Raw genomic sequence first — 26841 nt, 5'->3', positions numbered from 1 at the left:
GCCCTCTAGAATTGGCCAGCAAATGGCCCATTGTCATGCTAGAAATTTTCTAGAAAAATTTTAATATACTGTTTTATTTGGCTTTATAGTCCAGTCTTTGGGCTGGTGCAGTTGCTCGGCCAACGTGGTGTCAAAGGGGTGGATTGCAGCGTCCCAGACTCCGAGATGACTGCCGAGGAAGCGTCGGAAGGCTCCTCTTGCTTCCTGCTCCATGTCGATTCCGTGCGTTGGCCGGAAGGTCAGCCCAAGGGGGTCGAAGGCCGTTTCAAAAACCGTGACGCCCTGCGGTAGTGTCTCCGGTTTGCCCGTGGCGATGAAGCGGGGAAAGGCAGAATCCGAGAATGGGGCCAGACATTTGATCCGGTACGGACACGGTGCGGTTTCCAGACACGGCAGGCAGTCCTGTACGGCCTGATAGACCGTATGCCCTTCCCCATAGGGGCCGGTCTCGAAACACCATGCCGAGGAAAGGAAAAAGGCCTGCACCGGAGTGCCCAGATGCGCGGCGAGGTGCATGGTCCCGGTGTCCGGCGTAACCAGCACGTCAAGGCTGTCCACAATCTCGATAAGCTCTTTCCAGTCTGTTTTGCCCGCAAGATTTCGCGTGCGTTCGCGTAGTGCGGTGGGCATGCAGTTCATGACTTCCCTGCCCGTGGAAGCCTCGGAGGCACTGCCGAGAAGCAGCACGGGGCCGGGATGGCGTGCGGCAAGGACTGCTGTCACAGCCGCGAGTTCCTGCGGCGGAAGGGAGCGGCGTGACTCGCGCCCGGCCAGAACGATGCCCGGGCCACCACCTTTGGGGTGAGCTGGCGGATTTACCTGCGGGCCGGGAAGCATGGGGTTGGTGTAAGCGGCCCAGAAATCCGCGATGTTGATGCCGAGCCTGCGGTTGCCTGTCCACCGCATGGCCATGGCTGCCCATTCCGGGATGATTTCCTGTCCGTTTTTCCAGCGGTGGCCGTGCACGGTCTCCGGGTCGAAAAGTGCGGCGATGCGAAAGCCCAGCGGGGAAAAATTGAGATTGTAGACCTCGTCAAAACCAATGGAGGCGAGATCGTCAAAGGCTTTCCTGTTGTCAATGAGGATCGCGCGCATGGCCGATTTGGCGTCCAGTGCGGTAGCGTGAGCCGTTATTCCATGGATGATGGCCTGCGGGTAAACGGATTCGGCAAGCGATTTGAGTGAGTTGTCCACCAATACGTGGACATTCCCATCGCCTCTGGCGGTCAGGGATGCGATCAGGCGCTTTGTCTGCACAAGGTCGCCGAAACGTGCGACCTGTATGACGAGGTACTGCTTCATTCTTCAGGGCTCCAGACTCGTGTTGTACCCGCAACCTGCGGTCATGGCAAGAAATCGCCCTTCGGGACATTTTACAGAGCCCTTTACATGATGTAATGTTCCGCGATGCATGATTACCCGGTCTTTCTTTCCCTCGAAAACAGACGTTGCCTCGTGGTCGGCGCAGGTGGTGTGGGACGCCGCAAGGCCGCATCCCTGCTTGATGCCGGAGTCGGCGAAGTGCTGGTGCTCGACACGGGTGACCCGGCTCCGGAAGTGTTGAAGCTGGCCGATTGCGGCAATGCGGTTTTCGAGCAGCGTTCTTTCGACGAGAGCGATCTGGAAGGCCGTTTTCTTGTCTTTGCCTGTACCAGTAACGGCGAGCTGAACTCGAGGATTGCCGACTTGTGTGAAGAAAGGGGAATCCTCTGCAATATTGCCGATTGTCCGGAGCGGGCCGATTTCATCGTGCCCGCCGCGTTCCGGCGAGGCGATCTGACGCTGGCCATTTCAACGGGGGGCGCCAGTCCGGCGGTGTGTCGTATGATACGCTGCGAGCTTGATGACATGTTCGGCGAAGAGTATGCCGCGCTCTTGAAGCTCATGGCGCGGCTGAGGCCGCTCGTGCTCGAACTCGGAATGGAAACCGGCCATAACACCGCTCTCTTCCGCGAGCTTGCCCGGTCCGGGCTGCTTGAAGCTTTTGAGCGGCAGGACCTTGACAAGGCCGGACAAATCCTTGAGGAATTTCTGCCCGCACCGATGCGGGACAACATACCGGAGTTGCTTGATGGGCTTGTTTGAAGTGCTGCAACTGGCCATTATCGGCCTGTATCTGCTGGCGAGCGTTCTGCAAATAGTTGGCATCGCCGCGGGTAATTCGCGTCTCAAAGGCATAGCCGGTCTCGTGACCATGGTCGGCTTCGTCATCCACTCGCTTGATATCGGTCTGCTGACCGTCAATCAGGCCGAAATGGTCGTGCTGAGCGAAGGAAGTTTCTACATGAGCATCCTCGCGTGGGGCGTGATGGTGGTCTATTTCCTGCTTTGGTGGCGGTATAAGCTCGACTTTCTGGCAACCACCGCGCTGCCGCTGGCGCTGATACTGTTCATTACCTCTCTTGCCCTTGGCGGTGTGGCCGTCAAGCTGCCGCCGCAGTTCACCATGCTTTTCTTCTGGCTGCACATCGGTACCCTCGTGCTCGCCCTCGGCCTTTGCGCAATGGGATTCGGCGCAGGGCTGGCTTTTTTGCATTACAACAGAAAAATCAAGACCAAGGCCGGACTGGCGAGTCTGGGCAAGGACACCCCTTCGCTGACCATCTTCGACAGGGTTAACGGCATGGCCGTGGGGAGCGGGTTCCCTCTGTATACGCTGGGAATAGTGTCTTCCTACATCTGGTACTGGATCAATCCCGACAAATTGTTCGTCTGGGATATCGTCAAGATTTCCTCGCTGGCCGTCTGGGTCGCGTTCGCGTACGTGTTCCACCAGCGCATCATACTCAAATGGCGCGGCAGGAAGCCGGCCGTCGGGATGGTCGTCGTATTCTCCCTGATGGTCGTTTCCCTGATTCATCACGCCCTGACGTTCAAGCCGTAAATTATGGAAAACAGAATTTATCTCATAGGGCTCAATCACCGTACCGCCGGGGTGGAGGTGCGTGAGAAGTACGCCCTCACCAATACCGAGAATTTCGAGCAGGCCACCCTAGCCAATTGTCCTGTGAAAGAATGTATGGCGCTCTCCACCTGCAACCGCGTGGAAATCACCGTGGTGGCGGCGGAGGGCGTACCCGAACATGAAGTCACGGATGCCCTGCTTTCACACTGGTCGGCGGCCTGCGGCGGTTCTCCTGCAGAACTGGCTGAGCACGTCTACCGGCATCGCGGACTTGAAGCGGTGAACCACCTGTTTGTCGTCGCATGCAGCCTTGACTCCATGGTCATGGGCGAACCGCAGATCCTGGGGCAGCTCAAGGACGCCTATCGCGCATCCGTGGAAAGCGGAACAGCCGGAGTCGTGGTCAACCGGTTGTTGCACAAGGCCTTCTCCGTGGCCAAGCGCGTGCGTACCGAGACGGCCATCGCTTCCAGCGCGGTTTCCATCAGTTATGCTGCCGTAGAGCTTGCCAAGCACATTTTCGGCGACCTCTCCAAGACCCGAGCCATGCTCGTAGGGGCGGGCGAAATGGCCGAGCTGGCCTCCACTCATCTGCTCAATCAGGGAGTGAAGGACATCATCATCGCCAACCGTACGTTATCGCGCGCACAGGAGCTTTCCGAGCGCATGGGCGGCGAGCCCATCCCCATGGAGCGGATGTTCGACCGTCTGCACGATGTGGATATCATCATCAGCTCCACCGGCTCCCCTACCACCGTGATCCGGGCCAAGGACATCAAGGGCGTGCTGAAGAAGCGGCGCAACAGCCCCATGTTTTTCATCGACATTGCGGTCCCGCGCGACATCGACCCCGACCTGAACAGTCTCGACAACGTCTATTTGTATGACATTGATGACCTGAAGGAAGTGGTCGAAGAGAACACTTCCAAGCGTCAGGAAGAAGCGGTGAAGGCTCGCGGAGTCGTGGACGGGGAAACGGATGCGTTCGGGACATGGCTGCAGTCTCTGGCGCTCAATCCAACCATTGTCGATCTGGTGGATCGCAGCGAAGATATTGCCCGCACCGAACTCATGAAGACCCTCAAGCGCATCGGTCCCGTGGACAGGGAGACCGAAAAGGCGCTCGAAACCCTCGTACTCTCTGTGGGGCGCAAGGTCCTGCATGAGCCCATCTGTTTTCTCAAGCGACGCACCCGCGAGGAAGGGGTTGCGGATCGGTTCATCGACATGGCGCGGCGCATGTTCAACCTCGACGACGAGGCCGTCCCGCCGGATGCGCATATGGATCGTCGCCGGAGTCCCGACAGCTGTGCCCCCGAAGACATTGAAACATTCATAGAATCCACACGTAAGGATCAGTAACTATGCGTAACTATTATATTGAAGATATTTCCGACGAAAACATCGACCTGTTCGAGGAAAAGCTCGGCGCAATGGAGATGAACGGCCCCATCAAGGGTATCTACTATCTCCCCATTCCCGAAGATATGCTCTCCGATGAACAGGAAGAGCACAAGAGCGAATGCGGTCCCTATTTTCTGGCCCTTGAAGTCATCCGCAACGTGGCCGGGAATATCGTCAAAATGGAACTGCTCGTTCGCGCCCATGGAAAAATCCGTTGCTCATGCGTGGCGTACTGCACTCAGGAGCAACGCAATCGTATGATCGATTACCTCGACGACCTCTTCGAGGATTTCGGCATCAAGGTCTAGGTATGGAGATGACGTTCCCGGCCAGTTTCAGGGATCTGCCTCCCAAGTGGGCCCATTTCTGTCTGGGAATCGAACGCTTCATGCGTAAGGAGCTCGGGGTTGCCCCCGAGGATCTGCAAGTTCTCTGCGCCTTTTCCGGCGGGGCGGATTCCACCGCCCTGCTTCTGGCGTTACACTGCCTCTCCCTTAAAAACGGCGGTCGCGTCTGCGCCGCGCACCTCGACCACGGACTTCGTCCGAAATCAGACGAAGATGTGTTGTGGTGCCGCCAGTTGTGCGGGCAGCTGAATATTCCATTTCAAACCGAACGTACGGATGTGGCGGCTGAGGCCGATGCTTCCGGGCGTGGCATCGAAGAAACCGCGCGCGTAGTTCGTTACAAATTTCTCAAACAGGCTCGTTCGGCGGAAAAACTCGACTGGATTGCCACCGGCCATCATCTGGGCGACCTGAGCGAAGACGTCGTGATGCGGCTTGTGCGCGGCACAGGCTGGCCGGGGCTTTCCGGAATGCCTGGCGTGGATCGTGAGAGAAGCCTGATGCGCCCCCTGCTGCTGACGGAAAAAAAGACACTTTGTGCGTTTCTGGAAACGCTTGGTGTGTCATGGCGCGAGGATGAGACGAACGCCGATGAATCCATGAAACGTAACCGGATCAGGCACACTCTTATGCCTCTCATGCTTGAGGAAAACCCGAACTTTCCAGACTCAGTGGCGCGACTGTGGCGATTGGGACGCATCGATGCGGACTACTGGCTTATGCAGATGAATGAAGCGACTGCGGGCGATCTTTTGTCTTCGGCGGTGCTGGAAGAGGCCCATAAAGCCCTGCGACTGCGTCTTTACAAGAAATATCTGGACGCCGTGGGGTCGGGACAGGCGCTTGCAGACACACTTTTGAAACTGGACGAGGCATGGTTGGAGACCCGATTCGGGGCAGTGTTCCAGTTTCCCGGCGACCGGGTTGCCAAAATTTCGCCCAAGGGTGTGCTTTTTGGCTTCAAGGATTGACTTCCGCAATCTGGCGCGGTAAGTCATGTGATCTTTTGCACAATCCTAGGAGGAGCAGATATGAACATCCTGATTTTTGGCCCCAACGGCTCCGGCAAAGGCACCCAGGGCACCCTGGTGAAAGACAAGTACGACCTGGATCATATCGAATCCGGCGCCATCTTCCGCAAGCACATCGGCGGCGGCACCGAACTCGGTCTGAAGGCCAAGGAGTACATCAACAAGGGTGAACTGGTTCCGGACGACATCACCATCCCGATGGTGCTCGACGTTCTGCAGAACGCTGGCGAAAACGGTTGGCTCCTCGATGGTTTCCCCCGTTCCCTCGTTCAGGCTGAAAAGCTGTGGGAAGCCCTGCAGAATGACGGCGTTGCTCTCGACTACGTGATCGAGATCAAGCTGCCCCGCGAAGTCGCCAAGGCTCGCATCATGGGTCGCCGCCTCTGTGAAAACAATCCGAACCACCCCAACAACGTCGGCATCCCCGCCATCGCTCCCGAAGGCGACACGTGCCGCGTCTGCGGTGGCGCCCTCTCCGCTCGCGACGACGACCAGGACGAGGCCGCAATCGACAAGCGTCACGACATCTACTACGACGAAGAAACCGGAACCATGGCTGGCTGCAACTTCTACAAGAACATGAAGGATGCCAGCTTTAAGATCATCGAGCTCGACGGCGAACAGTCCATCGACGAAATCAAGAACTACCTGGTTTCCCAGCTCGACTAGTTCCTTTCTGCCAGAGAAGACAAAGGCCCTCCGTTTTGCGGGGGGCCTTTTTTTGTTTTCCGGCGCAAGCGTCTGGCCATTGCGGGAAATGATTTGAATCAGATAGCCTTCTTGCTGAGGATGATATATGTTGGTTTAATCTGTAATGGTATGGTCATAATAATTCTTCACAGCGCGATCTACTATGTTCAAACAAGAGAAATGGTCTTTTACAGGGGCTTCCGGCACGGAATACACTTTTTCCATCCTTCCCAAAAGTGAGGGGTTGCCGCAAGCTCCGGGTGTTTTCATACTTGCCTACACCCATCCTCGTGGACATATGGCTGGCTGGCAGGTCAATCCTTTGATGATAGATCAGGCCGAGGACATGCGATTGGCTCTTGAGAGTGCGGAAGGGCTGGACAGTGATCGGATGTCCATATGGAACAGCAATTTTGTGCTTTTGGAAGCCGTCGATTCAGACAGGAAAGAATGTGTACATGATCTGGAAATCTTGATGCGCAGCACGCCATGAATCCGGGTGCTGATTGAAAAATCGTTTCAACACCACCGCTCACGGGCATTTTCTGGTCAAAGGATATGCCTCTCGCTGCCTGCCTATCGGGAGGCAATTCAATCGCACGAGCTCATTAAGCAATCATTGGGGTTGCCGGCTGTCACGGCTAATAGACATGCCCCCGGCTTAAGTACGCTCACACCGGATGCCCTTTCACAAACATAGGCATCTAGGGCACTGAATACATATAGTTGGGCAGCTTGAAGAAGTTCAGGGACTCCTGGTATCCGTCACCCGGCTGGTCGCCAAAAGTTGCGACGATAGTCCACCCCTGCGCCGTAAGTCTGTCCATGGACCGTTTCTTGAAATCGTTCACCGCGTCACCCGGTGTTCCCGCAGGGGCCATAAGCAACTCATGCCAATCCCTGTACCCTGCCCTTTCAAGATTCTGAACCGTCAGAGAGCGCATGCTTTCATTCCGGCCGGTCAGAAATACCACCGGAACATCATGCTCGCGTAGCGCCCTGAACAAGCGCAGCATGGGCGTTATGGCTGGGGCATCCGCCTGCTTAATCCATTCGTTCCATAGCTTCGGCGAGTAGCAATAATCCAGCTTCTGTTTGATCTCGAAGTTGGACAGAGTCGTTTCGTCAATATCCATGACGACCAGCGGCCGAGGGATCTGCCTGCTTTCAATATCATTCAAAACAGTGTCGAGCCCATCTGCCGCGACGTTTGCCACATCGGCATCATAGTCGCCGCTGAGATGATAGGCCGTTATCTGTTTTTTCATTTCCGGCAATGGAATGAGGCCTACACGTTCCGCATGAGTGGCGGCGCAGCCTTGAAGCGTTATGAGCAGAAACGCCAGTACAAGCAGGTGGTGCAATCTCATGGTTGTCCTCCGGGTTTGCGAAGACTCTACCACGAAAAAGGGAAGGCTCGTAAGAACCTTCCCTTTATAATCGTCTGTGAAACTGAAGCTAGGCTGCTTCGGGCTCCTCATCCACTTCAGGCGGGGTGGGACCGAATCCGAGAAGGACCGGGCTTGCCACGAAGATGGAGGAATAGGTACCGACGAAGATGCCGATAAGAAGTGCCAGCGCGAAGTCGTGAATCACGCCGCCGCCGAGCACGTACAGGCAGAGCACGACCAGAAGCGTGGTGCCGGATGTAAGCAGCGTACGGGACAGGGTCTGGTTCACGCTGGTGTTGATGATGCTCTTGAATTCGCCTTTGCCCTTGGAGCCGATCAGGTTCTCGCGGATGCGGTCAAACACGATGATGGTATCGTTAAGCGAGTAACCGATGATGGTCAGCAACGCGGCGATGATGGTCAGGTCGAACTCCTTGCCCAGAATGGAGAATATCCCCACCGTGATGGTCACGTCGTGGACAAGGGCCACAACCGCTCCCAGGGCGTAATTGAGTTTGAGGTACCAGCACAGCCCGAGTGTGATGGCGAGCATCCCCACAATAAGCCATGCCATGTCCATTCCGGTCAGCGCCAGAGCATACTGCCCGGCAAAGAGGCCGGTGGCCATGACCGCGGCTGCGGTCCAGCGCTGCTCAAAGCGGCCGGAGATGTAGATGGCTATCAGCAGTACGGCGAAGAACATGGCTTCGAGCGCTTTGGTTCGCAGGTCCTTACCCACCTTGGGGCCGACCATTTCAAGCCGCTGCACTTCGAATCCGCCTTTGCCGAGTCCGCTGTCGAGGGCGGTGGAGAGCATGTCGCGAACCTCTCCGGAGGAGACCTCGGAGGAAGAGGTGCGAATCAGGAATTCGCTGTCGTCCTCAAGTCCGAGGCGCTGCACCACGAGTCCGGGCAGCTCCACGTCGGCGAGGGATTCCTTGACGGTTTCGACATCCACCTGCTTTTCGGTTTTGATCTGTACGATCATGCCGCCCGCGAAGTCGATGCCGTATTTGGGGCCGCCCTGCATGACGAGGGAGCCGAGTCCCATCAGGATGACCAGCGCGGAGATCAGGAAGGCGATCTTCCTGAAGCCGATGAAGTCGATCTTGGTATCGGGTTTGATTATCTGAAGTCCCATTTGTTCCCCCTAGATGCTCATCTTGGCGCCTTCCGCGCGGTTCTTGGCGTACATGTCGAAGAGAATGCGCGAGACGAAGATGGCCGTGAACATGGACGTGATGATACCCAGCGTCAGGGTCACGGCGAATCCGCGGATCGGACCGGTACCGAACTGGTACAGGATGATGGCCGCGATGACCGTGGTCACGTTGGCGTCGAGAATGGTCAACGTCGCGCGGCTGTAGCCTTCCTCGATCGCGGCCCTTGCGGTAAGCCCCTTGCGGAGTTCCTCGCGGATACGTTCGAAGATGATGACGTTGGCGTCGACCGCCATGCCTATTGTCAGGATGATACCCGCGATGCCCGGCAGGGTCAGGGTCGCACCGAATGCAGCCAGACCGCCCATAATCAGCAGGATGTTCAGGACCAGCACGGTGTCGGCGACCACTCCGGCAAAGCCGTAGTAGACAACCATGAAGATCAGCACCAGCGCCATGCCGATGAGCGCGGAGTTGATGCCGTTGTCGATGGATTCCTGTCCGAGGGACGGGCCGACGGTACGCTGTTCGAGAATGGAGATCGGGGCCGGAAGCGAACCGGCGCGGAGCACGATGGCGAGGTCGCGGGCTTCTTCCGTGGTGAAACTGCCGGTGATGCTCGCCTGTCCGCCGCTGATCTTTTCATTGATGACCGGAGCGGAGTATACCTTCTTGTCGAGAACGATGGCCATGAGCTTGCCGGTGTTTTCGCCGGTGATGCGCTCAAACAGGCGCGCGCCCTTGGAGTCGAAGCTCAGCGAAACATACGGTTCGTTCATGCGACCATAGCTGACGCGGGCATCGGTGACGTATTCACCGGTAAGCGGCGCGTCACTTTTGAGGACAACGGGTACTTCCTTGCCGTCGCGGCCCACTCTGGTGCTCAGCTCGCGGCCCGGGGGCAGGATGCCCTTGGTCGGGTCAATGCTCTGGTCAACGATCTTGAATTCGAGGTGCGCAGTCTTTCCGATGATTCGGATGGCGCGCTCCGGATCGCTCAGGCCGGGAAGCTGCACCTGAATGCGGTTGCTTGCCTGCTGCTTGCGAATATCCGGCTCGGTCACGCCGAACTGGTCAATGCGGTTGCGAATGGTCTTGACCGCCTGGTCAAGCGTCATGCGCGCCAGTTCCTTGCGGTATTTCGGATTCATGCCCAGCTCGTATTTGACTTTGCCGTCTTCCGCGCTGGTGGTGGATTCGATGGTGACCGACTGGAAATCTTCGAGAAGTTTTTCGAACTGGTCCCGCTGCTCTTTCTTGAGCAGGGTCATTTCGATTCTGTCGCCGGGCATTGCGACGGGCTTGAGCACGTAGACCTCGTCCTCGCGGGCGAGTTCCTTTATGTCGTCGCCCGTGCGGGCCATGGCGTTTTTGAAGGCGGTGTTCATATCGACACCGAGGGTGAGGTGGATGCCGCCCTTGAGGTCGAGGCCGAGATTGATGCCGCTGCCGGGAAGGGTCTGACCCAGCGAAGTGCCCTTGATGCCGGGAAGGGACGGCAGCATGTACGCGAGCCCCAGCATCAGAACTAAGAGCGAAACAATGATTCTCCAACGCAGACTCTGCATGAGTTCTCCCCTGTCGTGAAATAAAAACATCGGCCCGAGCGGGAACGCAAGGCGCGGACCGGGCTCGCAGCTTGTGCGTCCCGGCCCGCGAAAGGCCGAAGAAACGGGATCATCCGATCCCGTCGACTACTTCTTTTCTTTCTTTTCTTTCTTGTCTTTTTTCTGGGCCTGCTTTCCGGCCTCGGGGTCGAACTTCCCGGCGACATAGCCGCGCTGGAATTCCACTTCAACGCCGTTGGCGATTTCGAGGGTGAGAATCTCATCGGTGATGAGCTTGATGGTGCCCTTGATGCCGCCGTTGGTCCAGACCACGTCGCCTACCTGCAGGTTCTCAAGCATCTGCTTGTGTTCCTTGGCCTTCTTCTGCTGCGGACGGATGAGCAGGAAGTAGAAGATGGCGAACATCAGGATGAGCATGGGCAGCGGACCGGCAAGCAGTCCGCCCGCACCGCCGGCGGCGCCGTTTGCGGGGGGCGCGGCGGCAAAGGCAACGGATTCGAAGAACATTGAGGTTCCTCCCAGTGTTGAAGTTTCTCGGTCCGTTCCCTTTTCCTAGGTGGCGACGTAGAGGTTGCCGTAAGGTCTGTGAGAGAACGGCCGGATTTTGACGAAATTCTCGTTCATAACGGTTTCGGCGTCCAGCTCGAATTCCAAGGCAAAGGCATCCACAAGTCTTCGGATGGTCTGGAGATCATCCTCATCCACGGGCTGCGTGTGCAAGTTAGGTCCGAGCTGCGATTCCGGGACGCTTCCGCGGACGTATATGACGCCCCCGTGCATTCCGGTGCCGAGACTTCTGCCCGCAACGGGCGCATCAGGCTTATCAGAAAACATACCCAAGAGCAAAATAATTCCTCCGGCCATGTATTCGCCCAGGAAGTCCCCGGCCTTGCCTCCCACGACGATCTCCGGGACATAATCCTTATATGCTTTCATATGGATTCCGCACCGATAGCCCACATCCGAGCGGACAAAGATCGAGCCGCCGCGCATGGCGTAGCCCAGAACGTCTCCAGCCATTCCGTTGATGGCGATTTTTCCGCTGTCCATCGTGTTTCCGATTCCGTCCTGTGCGTTGCCAGATATACGAAGGTGCGGTCCGCCCATGAAGGCCCCGGTATCCGGTCCGGCAACGCCTTTGATTGCTATCTTCAGGTCGCCGCACAGCGCGGTGGCGATGTAGCGGTGACCGTTGACGTTCTCCAGAACGAAATCGGTGTATCCCTCTTGCGCCTTCTGGCGAATAAGTTCGTTGAACTGCTTGTAATACTTGCCTTTGGCGTCAAGGGTGATCTTTTTTTCGGTCATGTGCCCTACTCCTTCACGTCGATGATGACGGGTTCGCCCGCCTTGGGCATCCAGACCCGGTCCAGTTCGGGGCAGACTTCGCGTACCGATGCTTCTTCGCTGGACATAAAGACCATGTCATCCTTTTCGGCAACCAGCAGAGGGCGCAGCTTGATGCGGTCGTTCAGGCCCATCAGCCGGTTGTTGTCGGCCACAAGTATCGCAAACGGGCCGTTGAGCATTCCGGATCCGTATGTGTAGCGCAACGCGGTATGCAATTCGCGCTGTTGTTCGGGCATGGTCTTGATTTCCTCCCAGAAGGGGGGGGCGAAGACCTTTGCCGCCAGATTCCAACTCAGGCCATGTTTGCGGATGAGCAGATCCAGTTCGTAGGCGACCACCTCGGTATCCGTCATGAGCGTGCACAGATAGTCGTGCTCGCAGAGATAACGGCGATTGATGCCGTAGGAACTGATTTCTCCGTTATGAACGATGGACCAGTTGAGGATGGTGAACGGATGCGCTCCACCCCACCAGCCCGGCGTGTTTGTGGGAAAACGGTTGTGACCGGTCCAGATGTGGCCTTTGTATTCGTCCAGACGGAAGAACTCGGCGATGTCCTCAGGGTATCCGACGCCTTTGAAGACGCCCATATCCTTGCCGGATGAGAAGACAAACGCACCCGGGACCTGCGTATTGAGCTTCATCACCACGGCTACGACGTAGTCGTCTTCGGGCAGCTTGCTCAGGTCCTCCGGCTTGTCTTCACGAACGGTGACAAAATAGCGGTTCACGAGCGGCGGATTATGGATTGCCAACGTCTCCCGCGTAGGGATGGGCTCGAACTCATGAATGTCGAAATACTGCCGAAGCAGGTGCTCCGAACCTTCCACGCCTCTTCTGTCATCGCACATGATGTGGAATGCGTATTTATCCGCGTGTTCCGGATAGATGCCGTAAGCCGCGAAACCGCCGCCAAGACCGTTGCCACGGTCGTGCATGCAGGCCATGGCGTTGATTGGCAGGTCGCCGGAGATGAGTTTCTTCTCCCTACTGATGACGCCAAAGACGCCGCAACCGGAGATGTCTTTCTGGAAATCGTAATATTTTTCGGGAGCTTTCATTGCCACTCCTTGGCTCGAATGTCTGTTGGGTCTCCGAGGATGTTTCAGGCTGTATTGGCCGCTACCGTCCGGCGTGCTTGATGCCGAGGATGTCCATTTCCGCGTCGGACAGACCGACAGCGCGAAGCTTGTCGCGATTGCCGCGCACGCTTTCGATCGAGTTGAGGCCCATGCCGCCTAGCATGTCCTTGATTTCATGGCTCCAAGCCTTGATCAGGTTCGCCATTCTTTCGGCGGCCTCGTCCGGCTTCTGACGCTTGGCGATCTTCGGGTCGTTGGTGGCGATGCCCCACGGGCATTTGCCGGTGTAGCAGCGTCCGCAGAGGGTGCAGCCGACAGCGAGAAGCGCAGCGGTTCCGATGTAGACCGCATCCGCACCGAGGGCGATGGCCTTGAGCACATCGGCGGAACAGCGGATGCCACCCGCAGCGACAACGCTCGCCTTGTGCCGAATCCCTTCGTCCCTGAGCCGCTGATCAACGGCCGCCAGAGCCAATTCTATGGGGATACCTACGTTGTCGCGCGTCATGGCCGGAGCGGCTCCGGTGCCGCCGCGCATTCCGTCCACGGTGACGATGTCCGCTCCGGCGCGAACCACGCCCGATGCGATGGCGGCCACATTATGAACGGCCGCGATCTTGACGGAAATCGGCTGTCTGTATTCGCTGGCTTCCTTCAGTGCGAAAATGAGCTGAAGAAGGTCTTCGATGGAATAGATATCGTGATGCGGCGCAGGGCTGATGGCGTCGGAGCCGAGCGGAACCATGCGGGTTTCCGAGATGGCCTCGCTGATTTTTTCTCCGGGCAGATGCCCTCCGATGCCGGGCTTGGCGCCCTGCCCTACCTTGATCTCAATGCCCACGCCCGCATTCAGGTATTCACGGTTCACTCCGAACCGACCGGATGCGACCTGCACGATGGTATTGCCACCGTATTCATATAATGATTTATGCAGTCCGCCCTCGCCCGTGTTGTAGGCGGTGCCGGTTTCCTGCGCTGCCATGGCCATGGCCTTGTGCAGGTTGAGGTTGATGGCCCCGAAGCTCATGCCTGCGAACATGATTGGAGTCTCCAGCTCTATCTGAGGAGCAAGCCGGGTCTTCAGTTCAGGATTTCCGTCTTTGCCGGTTTCTACCTGAAGGCCTTTGGGCTTGCTGCCGAGAAATGTCTTGAGCTCCATCGGCTCTCTCAGGGGATCAATGGACGGGTTAGTGACCTGACTGGCGTCCAGCAACATGCGATCCCAGTAGACAGGGAGATCCACGGGCGACCCCGTTGCAGCCAGCAGAACGCCCCCGGTCTGGGCCTGCTTGTAGATATTCTGCATGAACACGGGTCGCCAGTTGGCGTTGGGGCGAAATTCAGACTTGTTCAAACGTATGTTCAGGGCACCCGTCGGGCAGATGGCTTCGCAACGGTGGCACCCTATGCATTTGGTGTTGTCGTGCACCACCTTTCCGCTTTCATCGTCGGTCCAGTGTGCGTCGTAGGTGCACTGGCGGACACACGCTCCGCAGTCGATGCAGAGGCCGCGGTCACGCTCGATGCGAAATTCGTGATAGTTTTTATTGATTGGTCTCGCCATTGATGACCGCCTTTTTCAAAATCGTTATTCGTGGGTTGCTTGCTTTGTGAGTATGTTTGTTTTTAAACAAAATAGTAACACAAGGCGTTCCGTCGAATGCAATTTCTAGAGACCACAACTTGGGAATTATTGTCAAGTTTGAGGGGGGCGAGTTGTATGCGAGAGCAGTTATGAAGTGTGTTTCAACTTTTAATCATTAAAATACAGTTGCTTGAAGTGGTTGATGAAAGATTGGCGAGGGGCTTGAATAATTGCAAACTAAAAAACAGTGGTTCTTAGGACGTGATAGGGAAAGACATGGAAAACCAACACGTCCGTTCATATTTGCTTCCTGGACGTTTGAGTGCGATTATTTTCCAATATTAGTTCATAAAAAGGGGCAAATTGATTGTGAATCCATGCGCAATGTTGCATTGAGTTCATCATGCCGGTGGTGTCATTCTTGAGAAAGTGCACTTATATGACCTTTCAATTGTTTGAAATAACTGTATTGAACATCGATGTAAAAACGCTTGTTTTCTATGCGTTGCTTACGATTGACACGGGAGTCGTTTCGGGCGATTCAACGTGTCCAAGTTCATATTAAGGAGATATGATGCAACCACCCAAGGTACCCGTTAAAATCAAGTTCCTCCATAGTGTATGGAAGGAGCACGACCTCAGTTATGCCACGGAGCATTCGGTGGGGCTGGATCTGCGAGCCTGTATTGATGAGCAGGAAGTGGAAATTGCTCCGGGTGAACGCTATGCCGTACCTACCGGTGTGGCCATTGAGGTCGGCGAGCCCGGCATCGCAGGCTTCATTTACTCCCGTAGCGGGCTCGGTGCCAAAGAGGGACTGACCGTTGCCCAGGGAGTCGGCGTCATCGACCCCGACTATCGCGGTGAAATCAAGGTTTTCCTTCTCAATACTTCCAGTGAAAAACGACGAATCCGACGCGGACAGCGCATCGCACAGCTGGTTTTCCAGAAGTGCTGGCAGGGTGATATCGTCATCACCGAATCCCTCGGCGAAACCGTTCGCGGCGCTGGCGGATTCGGTCACTCAGGAACCGTATAGAGGAATACAATGACCGCTTCATTCGACACGATACGTGACAGGGAACAGTCCCTCATGATGCAGACCTACGGCCGCTACCCGCTGGCCGTTTCAAAAGCTCAGGGCTGCACGCTTTTTGACCTTGAAGGCAACGAATACCTTGACCTTCTTTCCGGTATCGCCGTGTGCAGTCTGGGCCACAGTCGTCCTGAGCTGGCGGACGTCATGGCCGAGCAGGCACGAAAAATGGTGCACGTATCCAACCTGTTTTACCAGAACGAACAGCTTGATCTTGCCGAGAAACTGCTCGACACCTGTGATGCTGACCGCGTCTTTTTTTCCAACTCCGGCGCGGAAGCCAACGAAGGCGCCATCAAGTTGGCCCGTCGGTACATGCGAAAAGTACGGCAGACGGATGCCGCCGAGGTCATTACACTTCAGCAGTCGTTCCACGGTCGTACCCTTTCGACCCTGACCGCCACCGGACAGGAAGGTCCCATCAAGGACGGCTTCGATCCCCTGCCCCCGGGCTTTACCACGGTCCCCTTCGCAAACGTCGAGGCACTCAAGGATGCCCTCTCCCCGAACACCGCCGCTGTGATGATAGAAATGGTTCAAGGCGAAGGCGGCGTGCGCCCCCTGCCCCACGAGTACGTGGAAGCCCTCAAGGAGCTGCGCAAAGAGTACGGCTTTCTGATAATCGTCGATGAAGTGCAGACTGGCATGTGCCGTACCGGACGCTTCTGGGCACACCAGCACTACGGTCTCGTGCCCGATATCTTCACGTCCGCCAAGGCCCTCGCCAACGGCCTGCCCATGGGCGCCGTCCTCGCCACCGAAGAAGTCGCCAAAGGCTTTGAACCCGGCTCACACGCCACCACCTTCGGAGGCGGTGCGCTCGTGTCCGCAGTCGCTGCCAAAGTGATAGACATCATGCGGCACGACAAGCTCGATCAGCGCGCAGCCCAGCTCGAAGAATGGTTCAAACTCGAAGCAACCAAACTCGCCCAACGCCACCCGGACAAAGTCAAAGGTGCACGCGGCCTTGGTCTGCTGCTCGGAATCGAACTCACCTTCGAAGGGAAAGACGTCTGGAAAGCCCTGCTCGATCGCAGAATCGTCTGCAATCTCACACAGGGCAACATCCTGCGACTTGTCCCGCCACTCATCATCGAAAAAGAAGATCTGAAACGATTCCTTAAAGAACTGGAAGAAGTTTTAGAGGCATAGCCGTTAAGGTAGGCCTCCGGCGGGCAGGGGTGCTGCCCCTGCACCCCGCCAAAGGGGCGGGCCCCCTTTGTAATCCCTGGGTTGTCAGCGGGGTTGCAGCAGCCGGGTTCATGCGGTCGCACAGTCCGCATCCTAGCTGCAACCCCGCTGACGGGGATTTGGGTGGCTGGCGAACTGCTGTGGCAGGGGGAGTCAAGGGGATCTTTCTTAGTTCGCGTGTTTACCACTGGAAATCACCATCTTTCTCAATCCCCGCTAACCTAACACCCGCCGTCAGTTCACCCGCCAAGCCGCCTGAGGGCTTCAGCTTTCGGAAAGCTTGAATGCGGCTTGGCAAGCCAAATGTTTTTTGGAGATTCTTAAGAACCTTTTTGCAAAAAGGTTCTTAAGCCGCCGGAGGCAAAAAAAGGGGCGGCGCTTTTGCGCCGCCCCTCTTCTATTTGCATTCGGTGCGTTCAGCTTTGAGTGCGTTCAGGAGTGCTTCGTCCAGTGATGGATGCGGGAAGATGGTGCCGTGTATGTCATTGGGCGTCCATCCTTCCTGTACGATCATGGTGGCGGGGGTGGTCAGCCGTGAGGCGTCGTGTCCCACGGCGGTGACGCCGACCACTTTGTTGTCGCTCCAGATCACCTTGCAGAAGCCTTGCGTTGAGGCGTGTGACTGGGCGATGGGGTTGCCTGCGAAGGCGAATTTGGAGGTTTCGCAGGGTCGTCCTTCGACTCTGAGCTGTTCGGGCATCAGGCCGACGCGCATGGTTTCTGGTGCGCCGTACAGGACGCTGGGCACGGGGCCGGATTCATAGGCCGCTTCGGTCTTTCCGGCGATGCGGGAGGCAGCGTAGTGGGCCTGATGGCTCGCGGCGTGCGCGAGCTGGATGATGCCGTTGACGTCGCCGATGGCGTAAATGCCGGGGGCGGCTTCAAGGTATTCATTGACTTTGATGGTGCCGCGTTCGAGCGTTGCGCCCAGTTCTTCGAGTCCGAGGTTGTTGGAAACGGGGCCGCGTCCTACGGCGACGAGGGCCTTGTCGGCTTCGACCACGTCTCCGCCTTCGAGGGTGAGGACGGCTTTATCGCTTTCGGTTTTGACGGACTGCACGCGTACGCCGAGGCGCACGTCCCATTTCCAGCGTTTGAAGATGGACTGCAACGTCTTGGAGACTTCGGGGTCCTCCAGCGGTGCGACGCGGTCCATGGCATCCACGACAGTGACTTTTGCGCCCATGCGGTGCGCGGCCTGTGCCATTTCGAGACCGATGAAACCCGCGCCGACCACGATGAGACTTTCGGGCATCTCGGTCATGGCGAGGAAGTCGTTGGAGTCCATGACGCGTTCGCCGTCGGGTGCAAGGCCGGGGAAGAACGTGGGCTTGGAGCCGGTGGCCACGATGATGTTCGCGGCTTCAATTTCCTGCGTGCCTTCGGGAGTCTCGACGCTCACTTTGCCGGAGGTCGGGATGCGGCCGAGGCCGGTGTAGAGGTCCACGCCGAGTTGTTTCAGGCGCTGGACCATGGCCTTGCGAGTTCCGGCGATGAGCTTGTCCTTGCGTGTGGCCAGAGCGGCATAGTCGATGTTCACTTCACCGTCTGCGACCTTCATTTTGCGCTGGCTGGCGAGTTCTTCCACGGCAGAGGTGGCGCCGAGGATGACCTTGGTCGGAATGCAGCCCCAGTTGAGGCAGGTTCCGCCCAGATCACCCTTCTCCACCAGCGCGACCTTCAGGCCGAAGGAAGCGGCTTCGGTCGCCGCGTCGTATCCACCGGGACCGGCACCTATGACTGCGATATCGTATGCCATTCGTCTAGTCCTCGACCATGTCCTGCGTGAGCTGCATGGCCCTTGCTGCAAAGGTCTCGTCCAGTCGGGTGACGGGCAGCGTGGTCGGGCACTGGTGCAGGCTTTCGGGATCGGCGTCGGCCTGTTCGGCGATGGCGATCAAGTCGTCCACAAAGCGGTCCAGAGTGGCCTTGCTCTCGGTCTCAGTGGGCTCGACCATCATGCATTCCTTGACGATGAGCGGGAAGTAGACCGTGGGAGCGTGGTGGCCCTTGTCCAGCAACGCCTTGGCGATGTCGAGCGCGCGCACGCCCTTCTCCGCCTGACGGACCGCGCTGGCCACGAACTCGTGCATGCAGGTCCGGTTGAAAGGAATCTCGAAGTGTTTTTCAAGGCGCTTGCGCATGTAGTTTGCGGCGAGCACGGCGTGCTCGGATGCGCGGGAAAGGCCGGTGCGGCCGAGGCGAAGCATGTAGGCGTAGGCCTTCAGGTAAACGCCGAAGTTGCCGTAGAACGGTGCCACGTAGCCGATGGATTTGGGGTGGTCGTAGCTCAGGGCGAACTGGCCGTCTTCCATCTTTTCCACGCGGGAAATGGGCAGATACGGCTCGACGCGTTTGGAAACACCAACAGGACCGGAGCCGGGGCCGCCTCCGCCGTGCGGGGTGCCGAGTGTCTTGTGAAGGTTGAGGTGCACGATGTCGAAACCGGCGTCGCCGACTTTCATCTGACCCATGATGGCGTTCAGGTTGGCTCCGTCGTAGTACAGGAGCGCGTCCACCTCGCGGAGCATGCTGACGATCTCGGGCAGATGGGTCTCGAACAGGCCGAGGGTGTTCGGACAGGTCATCATGACCCCCGCGACTTCGTCGTCGAGCACTTCGCGCAGAGCTTCGGGGTCCACGATTCCGTCACGGGATTCGATGGAGACCACTTCGTAGCCGGCGACAGCTGCCGAGGCCGGGTTGGTGCCGTGCGCGGAGTCGGGAACGATGATCTTGCTTTTCTTGTTGCCCTTGTCCTTATGATAGGCGGCCATGAGCATGACGCCAGTGAGTTCGCCGTGTGCGCCTGCCATGGGGTGCATGGTGTAGGCGTGCATGCCGGTGAGCTCGCAAAGCAGCTGCTCGGTGTCGTACATGACTTCCAGCGCGCCCTGACAGAACCGCCCTGCTCCCTGAAGCTGGGGCATGACGGGATGCAGCCGCGTGAAGCCTGGCATCCCGGCCACCAGCTCGGTGAACTTGGGGTTGTACTTCATGGTGCAGGAGCCGAGCGGATAGAAATTGCCGTCCACGCCGAAGTTGCGCTGGGAGAGCTTGGTGAAATGGCGTACCACGTCCAGCTCGCCGGAGCTGGGCAGCCCGGCTTCGCCGTCGCGCAGGAGTTCGCGGGGGATGTATGCCTCTTCGCCGATGCCGTCGCAGGGCCAGCAGCCTTCGCGGCCGGGCACGGATTTTTCGAATATGGTCTTCATTACTTCAACGCCCCCTTCATCATCTCGACGAATACGCCGATCTGTTCCTCGGTGGTCTTTTCGGTGCACGCCAGCAGCAGTCCGTTTTCCAGCCCTTCATAGTAGCGACCCAGCGGGAACCCGGGCACGAAGCCCTTCTCCAGCATGTTGCCGATGAGGTCGAATGCGGGAACCGGCAGGGTTACGGCAAACTCGTTGCCGAAAGCGCCCTTGGTCAGCATCTCGACTCCCTCGATGGCAGTGAGCCTGTCGGCCAGCTGGTGCGCGCGTTCGATGGAGAGGCGCGCGGCGCGGCGCAGGCCCTGCTCGCCGAGGGAGCAGATGTGTGCCAGCGCGCGCAGGGCGCACAGCGACTGGTTGGAGCAGATGTTGGATGTCGCTTTTTGGCGGCGGATGTGCTGCTCACGCGCCTGCAGGGTGAGCACGTAGCCGGTACGGTCTTCGGTGTCCTTGGTCCGGCCCACGATGCGCCCGGGCATCTGGCGCACCATCTTCTTGGTGCAGGTCATGATGCCGAGGTAGGGACCGCCGAACGAAAGCGGCATTCCGAGGCTCTGGCCTTCCGCCACGGCGATGTCGGCACCCATTTCGCCCGGTGTCTTGAGCAGGGTCTGAAGGACCGGGTAAGAGGAAATGATGGAGACAGCCTTCTGCTCGGCGGCGGTCTTGAAAAGCTCGGTGAAGTCGTTGACGGAGCCGAAGAAGTTCGGGTTCTGCACCATGACCGCGGCGGTTTCCTTGTCGATGGCGGCCTTGATCCCTTCAATGTCGGTCATGCCGTCCTTGTGCGGGACGGAGACGAATTCCAGATTCAGGTTGGAGGTGTAGGAGTCGAGCATGACCCGGTAGATCGGGTTGAGCGCTTCGCTCACTACTACTTTGCGGCGCTTGGTCTTGCGCACGGCCATCATCAGGGCTTCGTACAGGGCGGTGCCCCCGTCATAGACGGACGCGTTGGAGCACTCCATGCCCATGAGACGGCTGACGGCGGTCTGGTATTCGAAAATTGCCTGCAGCGTGCCCTGGCTGGCCTCGGGCTGATACGGCGTATAAGCCGTATAGAATTCGCCGCGCATGGTCAGTGCATCCACGGTGGCCGGGATGTAGTGGTCGTAGAATCCGGCGCCGAGGAAGCTTGCCTTGTCGGTGGCGTTACGGGCGGCCATGGCTTCCAGGCGCATGAGCACGTCCATTTCGCTCAGGCCTTCGGGCAGGTCGAAGCTCTTGGGCCTGAGGTCCTCCGGAATTTCGGCGAACAGCTCTTCAATGGAACCTGCGCCGATGACATCGAGCATTTCCCGGACTTCATCCGGGGTATGGGGAACGTAAGGCATGTGATGCAGTCCTTAGTAGAAGTCAAAGGGCGACCCCGCAAGGAGCCGCCCCGGAAAAGAGTCGCCTAGTGGTCTTCGGAATCCAGCTGGGCCTGATAGGCCTCGGCGTCCAGAAGTCCTTCCGGTTCGGCGCTGATCTTGACCTTGAGCATCCAGCCTTCACCGTAGGGATCTTCGTTGACCTTTTCGGGAGCGTCTTCAAGCTCCTCATTCACTTCCACCACTTCGCCGGAGACGGGAGCATACAGTTCGCTGGCCGCCTTGACGGACTCGACGGAGCCGAACTCTTCGCCCTGCTCCAGTGTGTCGCCCACGGAGGGCATTTCCACGAAGGTCAGGTCTCCCAGCTGCTCCTGAGCGAACTGGGTGATGCCGATGGTGGCGATATCGTTCTCGACGAGAACCCATTCGTGGGATTTGGCGTACTTGAGACCATTGGGAACCATGGGGCTACCTCCTGATATTGAGATGGGTGTTGTCAACGGATTTTGCCGCTACCTAGCATGCTCCACGATTCATTGGAACCGTTAAAATATTGACCTGACGCCTTTGTATCTTTCACCCGGCGTCCATTCGTCAACTATATGACATTTGTGTGCGTGATATGCATCTTCCGTGGGCTTTATGTGCATACGGATGTGTCCGCAAAAAGTCTTATCTGGTTACTTCTGGTTCAGAATTGTTTCCCAGTGTGTTACTTTTAAAGTTGACAGTTGCACTAGAGGTGGATAGAAAAGACCCATGACGCACGCATCGGACATACACGCAAGCTCCAACCGGGTTGAGGCCGAGATTGCCGGACGCATCTGGCTGTTGGATCGCGAGGCGGATCTTGAAACGCTTTGGGAGCGCATGGATGAAGGCGATCTGGATGATGACGAGCGGCTGCCCTACTGGGCCGAGGTCTGGCCTGCAAGCGTGTTGCTTGGTGAGTGGATCAGCCGTAACGCAGAACTTGTTCGCGGTAGAAAATGCCTCGACGTGGGCTGCGGTCTCGGGTTGACGGCGCTCGTTGCAGCAGATCTCGGTGCGGAGGTGGTCGCGTTCGATTACATCCCGCGCGCACTGCATTACGCCCACGTCAACGCGAAGCTCAACGATGTTCAGCAGCCTCTGTGGATGGCCATGGACTGGCGTTATCCGGCTGTAACACCCGAAAGCTTCGACTTTATCTGGGCAGGGGACGTGCTCTATGAAAAACGCTTTTTCGACCCTCTGACCGCCCTGTTTCGTCATGCTCTGGCGCCCGGCGGCAGGATATGGATAGGTGAGCCGGTCAGGACCGTCTCCAGACCCGTCTGGGACGATCTTGAAAATGCCGGTTTCGCCCCGGTCAAGCTGACCACGGAAAGCGTTCCGCTCTGCGGCCAGCATCCCCGCGTCAACCTTTGGGAAATGCGTAATCCGGCCGACTGAAGGCCCGATTTCCATATTGAACAGGAATTTACGTTCGGTCTTTGCCGGACGAAACACGAAAGGAGTATCCAATGGGTAAGACTATCAGATTCGGTGTATCCCTCGATTCCGACCTGCTGGAAAAATTCGACAAGCTCTGTGATGATCGCAGCTACCAGACCCGCTCCGAAGCCATCCGCGACCTCATTCGCAAGGCTCTGGTGGAGCGCGAATGGGAAGACTCCGAAGGTGAGCTGGCCGGCACTCTCACCCTCGTTTACGACCACCACAGCAGCGGCCTGACTCAGAAGCTCACCGAGTTGCAGCACGACGCGCACGACGTGATCCAGACCACCATGCACATCCATCTGGACCACCACAACTGCCTCGAAGTGATCGTGCTCAAAGGTGACGCAGACACCATCAAGAGCCTTGGCCAAAAGCTCATCTCCACCAAGGGCGTCAAACACGGCGAACTCGCACTCACCACCACCGGAAGGGACCTCATCTGATGACGACACCCATGCAGGACGTGCAGAAAGATCCGGCGAACATCGCCATGCCCATCGACCGCGTGGGCGTCAAAGGCCTCAGGATGCCCCTTGTGGTCAGGCACCGCGAAAAGGGAATCCGTCACACCGTGGCCAAAGTGGATTTGTCCGTGGATTTGCCCGCACACTTCAAAGGCACTCACATGAGTCGTTTTGTGGAGGCTCTCGAAGGCTACGAGGAGATGGACTACAACTCCTTCAAGAAGCTGCTTCAGGACATAGCCAAACGGCTGGAAGCCGAACGCGCCCATTGCCGCTTCGTCTTCCCCTATTTTCTGCGGCAGACCTCCCCGAGCAGCGGCGCCAGCGGACTCATGGACTACAAATGCCAGGTGGACGGAGAGCTCAAGGACGGCAAGATGACCTTCACCCTCGGCGCCGACGTGCCCGTCATGACCGTCTGCCCGTGCTCCAAGGCCATCTCCGACGAAGGCGCACACAGCCAGCGCGCCGTGGTGCGCATCCGCTGTCGCTTCAAAGGGTTCCTCTGGCTTGAAGATATCATCGCCATCGCCGAGCAGTCAGCCTCATCAAGAGTCTATTCGGTACTCAAGCGGCAGGATGAAAAATACGTTACCGAAGATGCCTTTGCCAACCCCTGCTTCGTTGAGGACGTCGTCCGAAACTGCGCGCAGGGTCTCGACAAGCACGAACAGATCGAGTGGTTCAAGGTCGAAGTGGAAAGCTTTGAATCCATTCACAATCATTCCGCTTTCGCCATGATCGAGAGTGTATAGATTCTTTCAGGGTTCAAGTTGTACTTGAACCCTGAAAAGGATGCCTCCGGCAGCTCTGCCGAGGGCCTGAGGGGAAGGGGGAGAACCTTCTTGCAAGAAGGTTCTCCCCCTTCCCCTCAGGCCCTCGGCAGAGCTGCCGGAGGCATCCTTTTCAGGGTTCAAGTACAACTTGAACCCTGAAAGAATCTATACACTCTCGATCATGGCGAAAGCGGAATGATTGTGAATGGATTCAAAGCTTTCCACTTCGACCTTGAACCACTCGATCTGTTCGTGCTTGTCGAGACCCTGCGCGCAGTTTCGGACGACGTCCTCAACGAAGCAGGGGTTGGCAAAGGCATCTTCGGTAACGTATTTTTCATCCTGCCGCTTGAGTACCGAATAGACTCTTGATGAGGCTGACTGCTCGGCGATGGCGATGATATCTTCAAGCCAGAGGAACCCTTTGAAGCGACAGCGGATGCGCACCACGGCGCGCTGGCTGTGTGCGCCTTCGTCGGAGATGGCCTTGGAGCACGGGCAGACGGTCATGACGGGCACGTCGGCGCCGAGGGTGAAGGTCATCTTGCCGTCCTTGAGCTCTCCGTCCACCTGGCATTTGTAGTCCATGAGTCCGCTGGCGCCGCTGCTCGGGGAGGTCTGCCGCAGAAAATAGGGGAAGACGAAGCGGCAATGGGCGCGTTCGGCTTCCAGCCGTTTGGCTATGTCCTGAAGCAGCTTCTTGAAGGAGTTGTAGTCCATCTCCTCGTAGCCTTCGAGAGCCTCCACAAAACGACTCATGTGAGTGCCTTTGAAGTGTGCGGGCAAATCCACGGACAAATCCACTTTGGCCACGGTGTGACGGATTCCCTTTTCGCGGTGCCTGACCACAAGGGGCATCCTGAGGCCTTTGACGCCCACGCGGTCGATGGGCATGGCGATGTTCGCCGGATCTTTCTGCACGTCCTGCATGGGTGTCGTCATCAGATGAGGTCCCTTCCGGTGGTGGTGAGTGCGAGTTCGCCGTGTTTGACGCCCTTGGTGGAGATGAGCTTTTGGCCAAGGCTCTTGATGGTGTCTGCGTCACCTTTGAGCACGATCACTTCGAGGCAGTTGTGGTGGTCCAGATGGATGTGCATGGTGGTCTGGATCACGTCGTGCGCGTCGTGCTGCAACTCGGTGAGCTTCTGAGTCAGGCCGCTGCTGTGGTGGTCGTAAACGAGGGTGAGAGTGCCGGCCAGCTCACCTTCGGAGTCTTCCCATTCGCGCTCCACCAGAGCCTTGCGAATGAGGTCGCGGATGGCTTCGGAGCGGGTCTGGTAGCTGCGATCATCACAGAGCTTGTCGAATTTTTCCAGCAGGTCGGAATCGAGGGATACACCGAATCTGATAGTCTTACCCATTGGATACTCCTTTCGTGTTTCGTCCGGCAAAGACCGAACGTAAATTCCTGTTCAATATGGAAATCGGGCCTTCAGTCGGCCGGATTACGCATTTCCCAAAGGTTGACGCGGGGATGCTGGCCGCAGAGCGGAACGCTTTCCGTGGTCAGCTTGACCGGGGCGAAACCGGCATTTTCAAGATCGTCCCAGACGGGTCTGGAGACGGTCCTGACCGGCTCACCTATCCATATCCTGCCGCCGGGCGCCAGAGCATGACGAAACAGGGCGGTCAGAGGGTCGAAAAAGCGTTTTTCATAGAGCACGTCCCCTGCCCAGATAAAGTCGAAGCTTTCGGGTGTTACAGCCGGATAACGCCAGTCCATGGCCATCCACAGAGGCTGCTGAACATCGTTGAGCTTCGCGTTGACGTGGGCGTAATGCAGTGCGCGCGGGATGTAATCGAACGCGACCACCTCCGCACCGAGATCTGCTGCAACGAGCGCCGTCAACCCGAGACCGCAGCCCACGTCGAGGCATTTTCTACCGCGAACAAGTTCTGCGTTACGGCTGATCCACTCACCAAGCAACACGCTTGCAGGCCAGACCTCGGCCCAGTAGGGCAGCCGCTCGTCATCATCCAGATCGCCTTCATCCATGCGCTCCCAAAGCGTTTCAAGATCCGCCTCGCGATCCAACAGCCAGATGCGTCCGGCAATCTCGGCCTCAACCCGGTTGGAGCTTGCGTGTATGTCCGATGCGTGCGTCATGGGTCTTTTCTATCCACCTCTAGTGCAACTGTCAACTTTAAAAGTAACACACTGGGAAACAATTCTGAACCAGAAGTAACCAGATAAGACTTTTTGCGGACACATCCGTATGCACATAAAGCCCACGGAAGATGCATATCACGCACACAAATGTCATATAGTTGACGAATGGACGCCGGGTGAAAGATACAAAGGCGTCAGGTCAATATTTTAACGGTTCCAATGAATCGTGGAGCATGCTAGGTAGCGGCAAAATCCGTTGACAACACCCATCTCAATATCAGGAGGTAGCCCCATGGTTCCCAATGGTCTCAAGTACGCCAAATCCCACGAATGGGTTCTCGTCGAGAACGATATCGCCACCATCGGCATCACCCAGTTCGCTCAGGAGCAGCTGGGAGACCTGACCTTCGTGGAAATGCCCTCCGTGGGCGACACACTGGAGCAGGGCGAAGAGTTCGGCTCCGTCGAGTCCGTCAAGGCGGCCAGCGAACTGTATGCTCCCGTCTCCGGCGAAGTGGTGGAAGTGAATGAGGAGCTTGAAGACGCTCCCGAAAAGGTCAACGAAGATCCCTACGGTGAAGGCTGGATGCTCAAGGTCAAGATCAGCGCCGAACCGGAAGGACTTCTGGACGCCGAGGCCTATCAGGCCCAGCTGGATTCCGAAGACCACTAGGCGAC

Annotated in this window: 28 protein-coding genes; 13 read left to right on the top strand and 15 right to left on the bottom strand. The window is 57.5% G+C overall.

The window, feature by feature from the left end:
- Positions 1–60: 60 nt before the first annotated feature.
- Positions 61–1302: a glycosyltransferase family 9 protein gene (locus B149_RS0110870; RefSeq protein WP_018125175.1), complete on the bottom strand. Its 1242-nt coding sequence runs from the start codon at positions 1300–1302 to the stop codon at positions 61–63.
- 105 nt (positions 1303–1407) lie between these two features.
- On the opposite strand from B149_RS0110870, the gene B149_RS0110865 reads away from it, so the two are divergent.
- From B149_RS0110865 to B149_RS0110835, 7 genes are all read left to right on the top strand, one after another.
- Positions 1408–2085, top strand: coding sequence for a precorrin-2 dehydrogenase/sirohydrochlorin ferrochelatase family protein (locus tag B149_RS0110865; RefSeq protein WP_018125176.1), 678 nt, complete (start codon positions 1408–1410; stop codon positions 2083–2085).
- A complete protein-coding gene (gene ccsA / locus B149_RS0110860) occupies positions 2072–2884 on the top strand; it encodes a cytochrome c biogenesis protein CcsA (protein ID WP_018125177.1) in 813 nt (270 codons plus the stop codon). Before B149_RS0110865 ends, ccsA begins: the two co-directional genes overlap by 14 nt.
- A gap of 3 nt (positions 2885–2887) precedes the next feature.
- Positions 2888–4267 carry a glutamyl-tRNA reductase gene (gene hemA / locus B149_RS0110855; RefSeq protein ID WP_018125178.1) on the top strand — a complete coding sequence of 460 codons (1380 nt, stop codon included), beginning with the start codon at positions 2888–2890 and terminating at the stop codon, positions 4265–4267.
- A 2-nt stretch (positions 4268–4269) separates the two neighbouring features.
- Positions 4270–4617, top strand: a complete 348-nt coding sequence (locus tag B149_RS0110850; protein WP_018125179.1) for a hypothetical protein — start codon at positions 4270–4272, stop codon at positions 4615–4617.
- A gap of 2 nt (positions 4618–4619) precedes the next feature.
- Positions 4620–5627 carry a tRNA lysidine(34) synthetase TilS gene (gene tilS, locus B149_RS0110845; protein ID WP_018125180.1) on the top strand — a complete coding sequence of 336 codons (1008 nt, stop codon included), beginning with the start codon at positions 4620–4622 and terminating at the stop codon, positions 5625–5627.
- Between the two features lie 60 nt (positions 5628–5687).
- A complete protein-coding gene (locus B149_RS0110840; protein WP_018125181.1) occupies positions 5688–6356 on the top strand; it encodes an adenylate kinase in 669 nt (222 codons plus the stop codon).
- A gap of 184 nt (positions 6357–6540) precedes the next feature.
- The gene (locus B149_RS0110835) at positions 6541–6870 is read left to right on the top strand and encodes a hypothetical protein (protein WP_018125182.1); all 330 of its coding nucleotides are present in this window, start codon (positions 6541–6543) and stop codon (positions 6868–6870) included.
- A gap of 211 nt (positions 6871–7081) precedes the next feature.
- On the opposite strand, the gene B149_RS0110830 is transcribed toward B149_RS0110835, so the two are convergent.
- The 7 genes from B149_RS0110830 to B149_RS0110800 all read right to left on the bottom strand — a co-directional run bounded on the left by B149_RS0110830 (position 7082) and on the right by B149_RS0110800 (position 14492).
- Entirely contained in the window at positions 7082–7747 is a 666-nt protein-coding gene (locus B149_RS0110830) for an HAD family acid phosphatase (protein ID WP_018125183.1), read from the bottom strand.
- A gap of 88 nt (positions 7748–7835) precedes the next feature.
- Entirely contained in the window at positions 7836–8909 is a 1074-nt protein-coding gene (secF, locus tag B149_RS0110825) for a protein translocase subunit SecF (RefSeq protein ID WP_018125184.1), read from the bottom strand.
- Between the two features lie 9 nt (positions 8910–8918).
- A complete protein-coding gene (gene secD, locus B149_RS0110820) occupies positions 8919–10496 on the bottom strand; it encodes a protein translocase subunit SecD (RefSeq protein WP_026167573.1) in 1578 nt (525 codons plus the stop codon).
- Positions 10497–10622: 126 nt separating this feature from the next.
- On the bottom strand, positions 10623–11003 hold the full coding sequence (gene yajC / locus B149_RS0110815) for a preprotein translocase subunit YajC (protein WP_018125186.1): 381 nt from the start codon (positions 11001–11003) through the stop codon (positions 10623–10625).
- 45 nt (positions 11004–11048) lie between these two features.
- Positions 11049–11804 (bottom strand): GltB/FmdC/FwdC-like GXGXG domain-containing protein, encoded by a 756-nt coding sequence (locus tag B149_RS0110810; protein WP_018125187.1) that lies wholly within the window; start codon positions 11802–11804, stop codon positions 11049–11051.
- 5 nt (positions 11805–11809) lie between these two features.
- Complete coding sequence (locus tag B149_RS0110805) at positions 11810–12907, bottom strand: class II glutamine amidotransferase (RefSeq protein ID WP_018125188.1); 1098 nt, start codon at positions 12905–12907, stop codon at positions 11810–11812.
- A gap of 61 nt (positions 12908–12968) precedes the next feature.
- Positions 12969–14492: a glutamate synthase-related protein gene (locus B149_RS0110800; RefSeq protein ID WP_018125189.1), complete on the bottom strand. Its 1524-nt coding sequence runs from the start codon at positions 14490–14492 to the stop codon at positions 12969–12971.
- Between the two features lie 595 nt (positions 14493–15087).
- Here B149_RS0110800 and dut point away from each other — a divergent pair.
- Both dut and B149_RS0110790 read left to right on the top strand, forming a co-directional pair.
- Positions 15088–15552 (top strand): dUTP diphosphatase, encoded by a 465-nt coding sequence (gene dut, locus B149_RS0110795; RefSeq protein ID WP_018125190.1) that lies wholly within the window; start codon positions 15088–15090, stop codon positions 15550–15552.
- Positions 15553–15561: 9 nt separating this feature from the next.
- Positions 15562–16761, top strand: a complete 1200-nt coding sequence (locus tag B149_RS0110790; protein ID WP_018125191.1) for an aspartate aminotransferase family protein — start codon at positions 15562–15564, stop codon at positions 16759–16761.
- Positions 16762–17197: 436 nt separating this feature from the next.
- Here B149_RS0110790 and lpdA read toward each other — a convergent pair whose 3' ends face one another.
- The 4 genes from lpdA to gcvH (B149_RS0110770) form a co-directional block, all read right to left on the bottom strand.
- Entirely contained in the window at positions 17198–18559 is a 1362-nt protein-coding gene (gene lpdA / locus B149_RS0110785) for a dihydrolipoyl dehydrogenase (protein WP_018125192.1), read from the bottom strand.
- A 4-nt stretch (positions 18560–18563) separates the two neighbouring features.
- On the bottom strand, positions 18564–20015 hold the full coding sequence (gene gcvPB / locus B149_RS0110780) for an aminomethyl-transferring glycine dehydrogenase subunit GcvPB (protein WP_018125193.1): 1452 nt from the start codon (positions 20013–20015) through the stop codon (positions 18564–18566).
- Positions 20015–21349, bottom strand: coding sequence for an aminomethyl-transferring glycine dehydrogenase subunit GcvPA (gcvPA, locus tag B149_RS0110775; protein ID WP_018125194.1), 1335 nt, complete (start codon positions 21347–21349; stop codon positions 20015–20017). Before gcvPA ends, gcvPB begins: the two co-directional genes overlap by 1 nt.
- 65 nt (positions 21350–21414) lie before the next feature.
- Complete coding sequence (gcvH, locus tag B149_RS0110770) at positions 21415–21795, bottom strand: glycine cleavage system protein GcvH (protein WP_018125195.1); 381 nt, start codon at positions 21793–21795, stop codon at positions 21415–21417.
- 295 nt (positions 21796–22090) lie between these two features.
- On the opposite strand from gcvH (B149_RS0110770), the gene B149_RS0110765 reads away from it, so the two are divergent.
- The 3 genes from B149_RS0110765 (at position 22091) to folE2 (B149_RS0110755) (ending at position 24032) form a co-directional block, all read left to right on the top strand.
- Positions 22091–22765 carry a class I SAM-dependent methyltransferase gene (locus B149_RS0110765; RefSeq protein ID WP_018125196.1) on the top strand — a complete coding sequence of 225 codons (675 nt, stop codon included), beginning with the start codon at positions 22091–22093 and terminating at the stop codon, positions 22763–22765.
- Between the two features lie 71 nt (positions 22766–22836).
- Positions 22837–23256: a nickel-responsive transcriptional regulator NikR gene (nikR, locus tag B149_RS0110760; protein ID WP_018125197.1), complete on the top strand. Its 420-nt coding sequence runs from the start codon at positions 22837–22839 to the stop codon at positions 23254–23256.
- Between the two features lie 11 nt (positions 23257–23267).
- Positions 23268–24032 carry a GTP cyclohydrolase FolE2 gene (gene folE2 / locus B149_RS0110755; protein WP_018125198.1) on the top strand — a complete coding sequence of 255 codons (765 nt, stop codon included), beginning with the start codon at positions 23268–23270 and terminating at the stop codon, positions 24030–24032.
- A 186-nt stretch (positions 24033–24218) separates the two neighbouring features.
- Here the strand turns inward: folE2 (B149_RS0110755) and folE2 (B149_RS0110750) are convergent, their stop codons facing one another.
- The 3 genes from folE2 (B149_RS0110750) to B149_RS0110740 all read right to left on the bottom strand — a co-directional run bounded on the left by folE2 (B149_RS0110750) (position 24219) and on the right by B149_RS0110740 (position 26160).
- On the bottom strand, positions 24219–24983 hold the full coding sequence (gene folE2, locus B149_RS0110750; protein WP_018125198.1) for a GTP cyclohydrolase FolE2: 765 nt from the start codon (positions 24981–24983) through the stop codon (positions 24219–24221).
- 11 nt (positions 24984–24994) lie between these two features.
- Positions 24995–25414, bottom strand: coding sequence for a nickel-responsive transcriptional regulator NikR (gene nikR / locus B149_RS0110745; protein WP_018125197.1), 420 nt, complete (start codon positions 25412–25414; stop codon positions 24995–24997).
- 71 nt (positions 25415–25485) lie between these two features.
- Positions 25486–26160: a class I SAM-dependent methyltransferase gene (locus tag B149_RS0110740; protein WP_018125196.1), complete on the bottom strand. Its 675-nt coding sequence runs from the start codon at positions 26158–26160 to the stop codon at positions 25486–25488.
- A gap of 295 nt (positions 26161–26455) precedes the next feature.
- Here B149_RS0110740 and gcvH (B149_RS0110735) point away from each other — a divergent pair, with 295 nt between their 5' ends.
- Positions 26456–26836, top strand: coding sequence for a glycine cleavage system protein GcvH (gene gcvH, locus B149_RS0110735; protein ID WP_018125195.1), 381 nt, complete (start codon positions 26456–26458; stop codon positions 26834–26836).
- The last annotated feature ends 5 nt before the right edge of the window (positions 26837–26841 follow it).

The sequence above is a fragment of the Desulfovibrio oxyclinae DSM 11498 genome (assembly GCF_000375485.1).
Lineage (GTDB): Bacteria > Desulfobacterota > Desulfovibrionia > Desulfovibrionales > Desulfovibrionaceae > Pseudodesulfovibrio > Pseudodesulfovibrio oxyclinae.
This window is presented reverse-complemented; position numbering and strand designations above follow the sequence as displayed.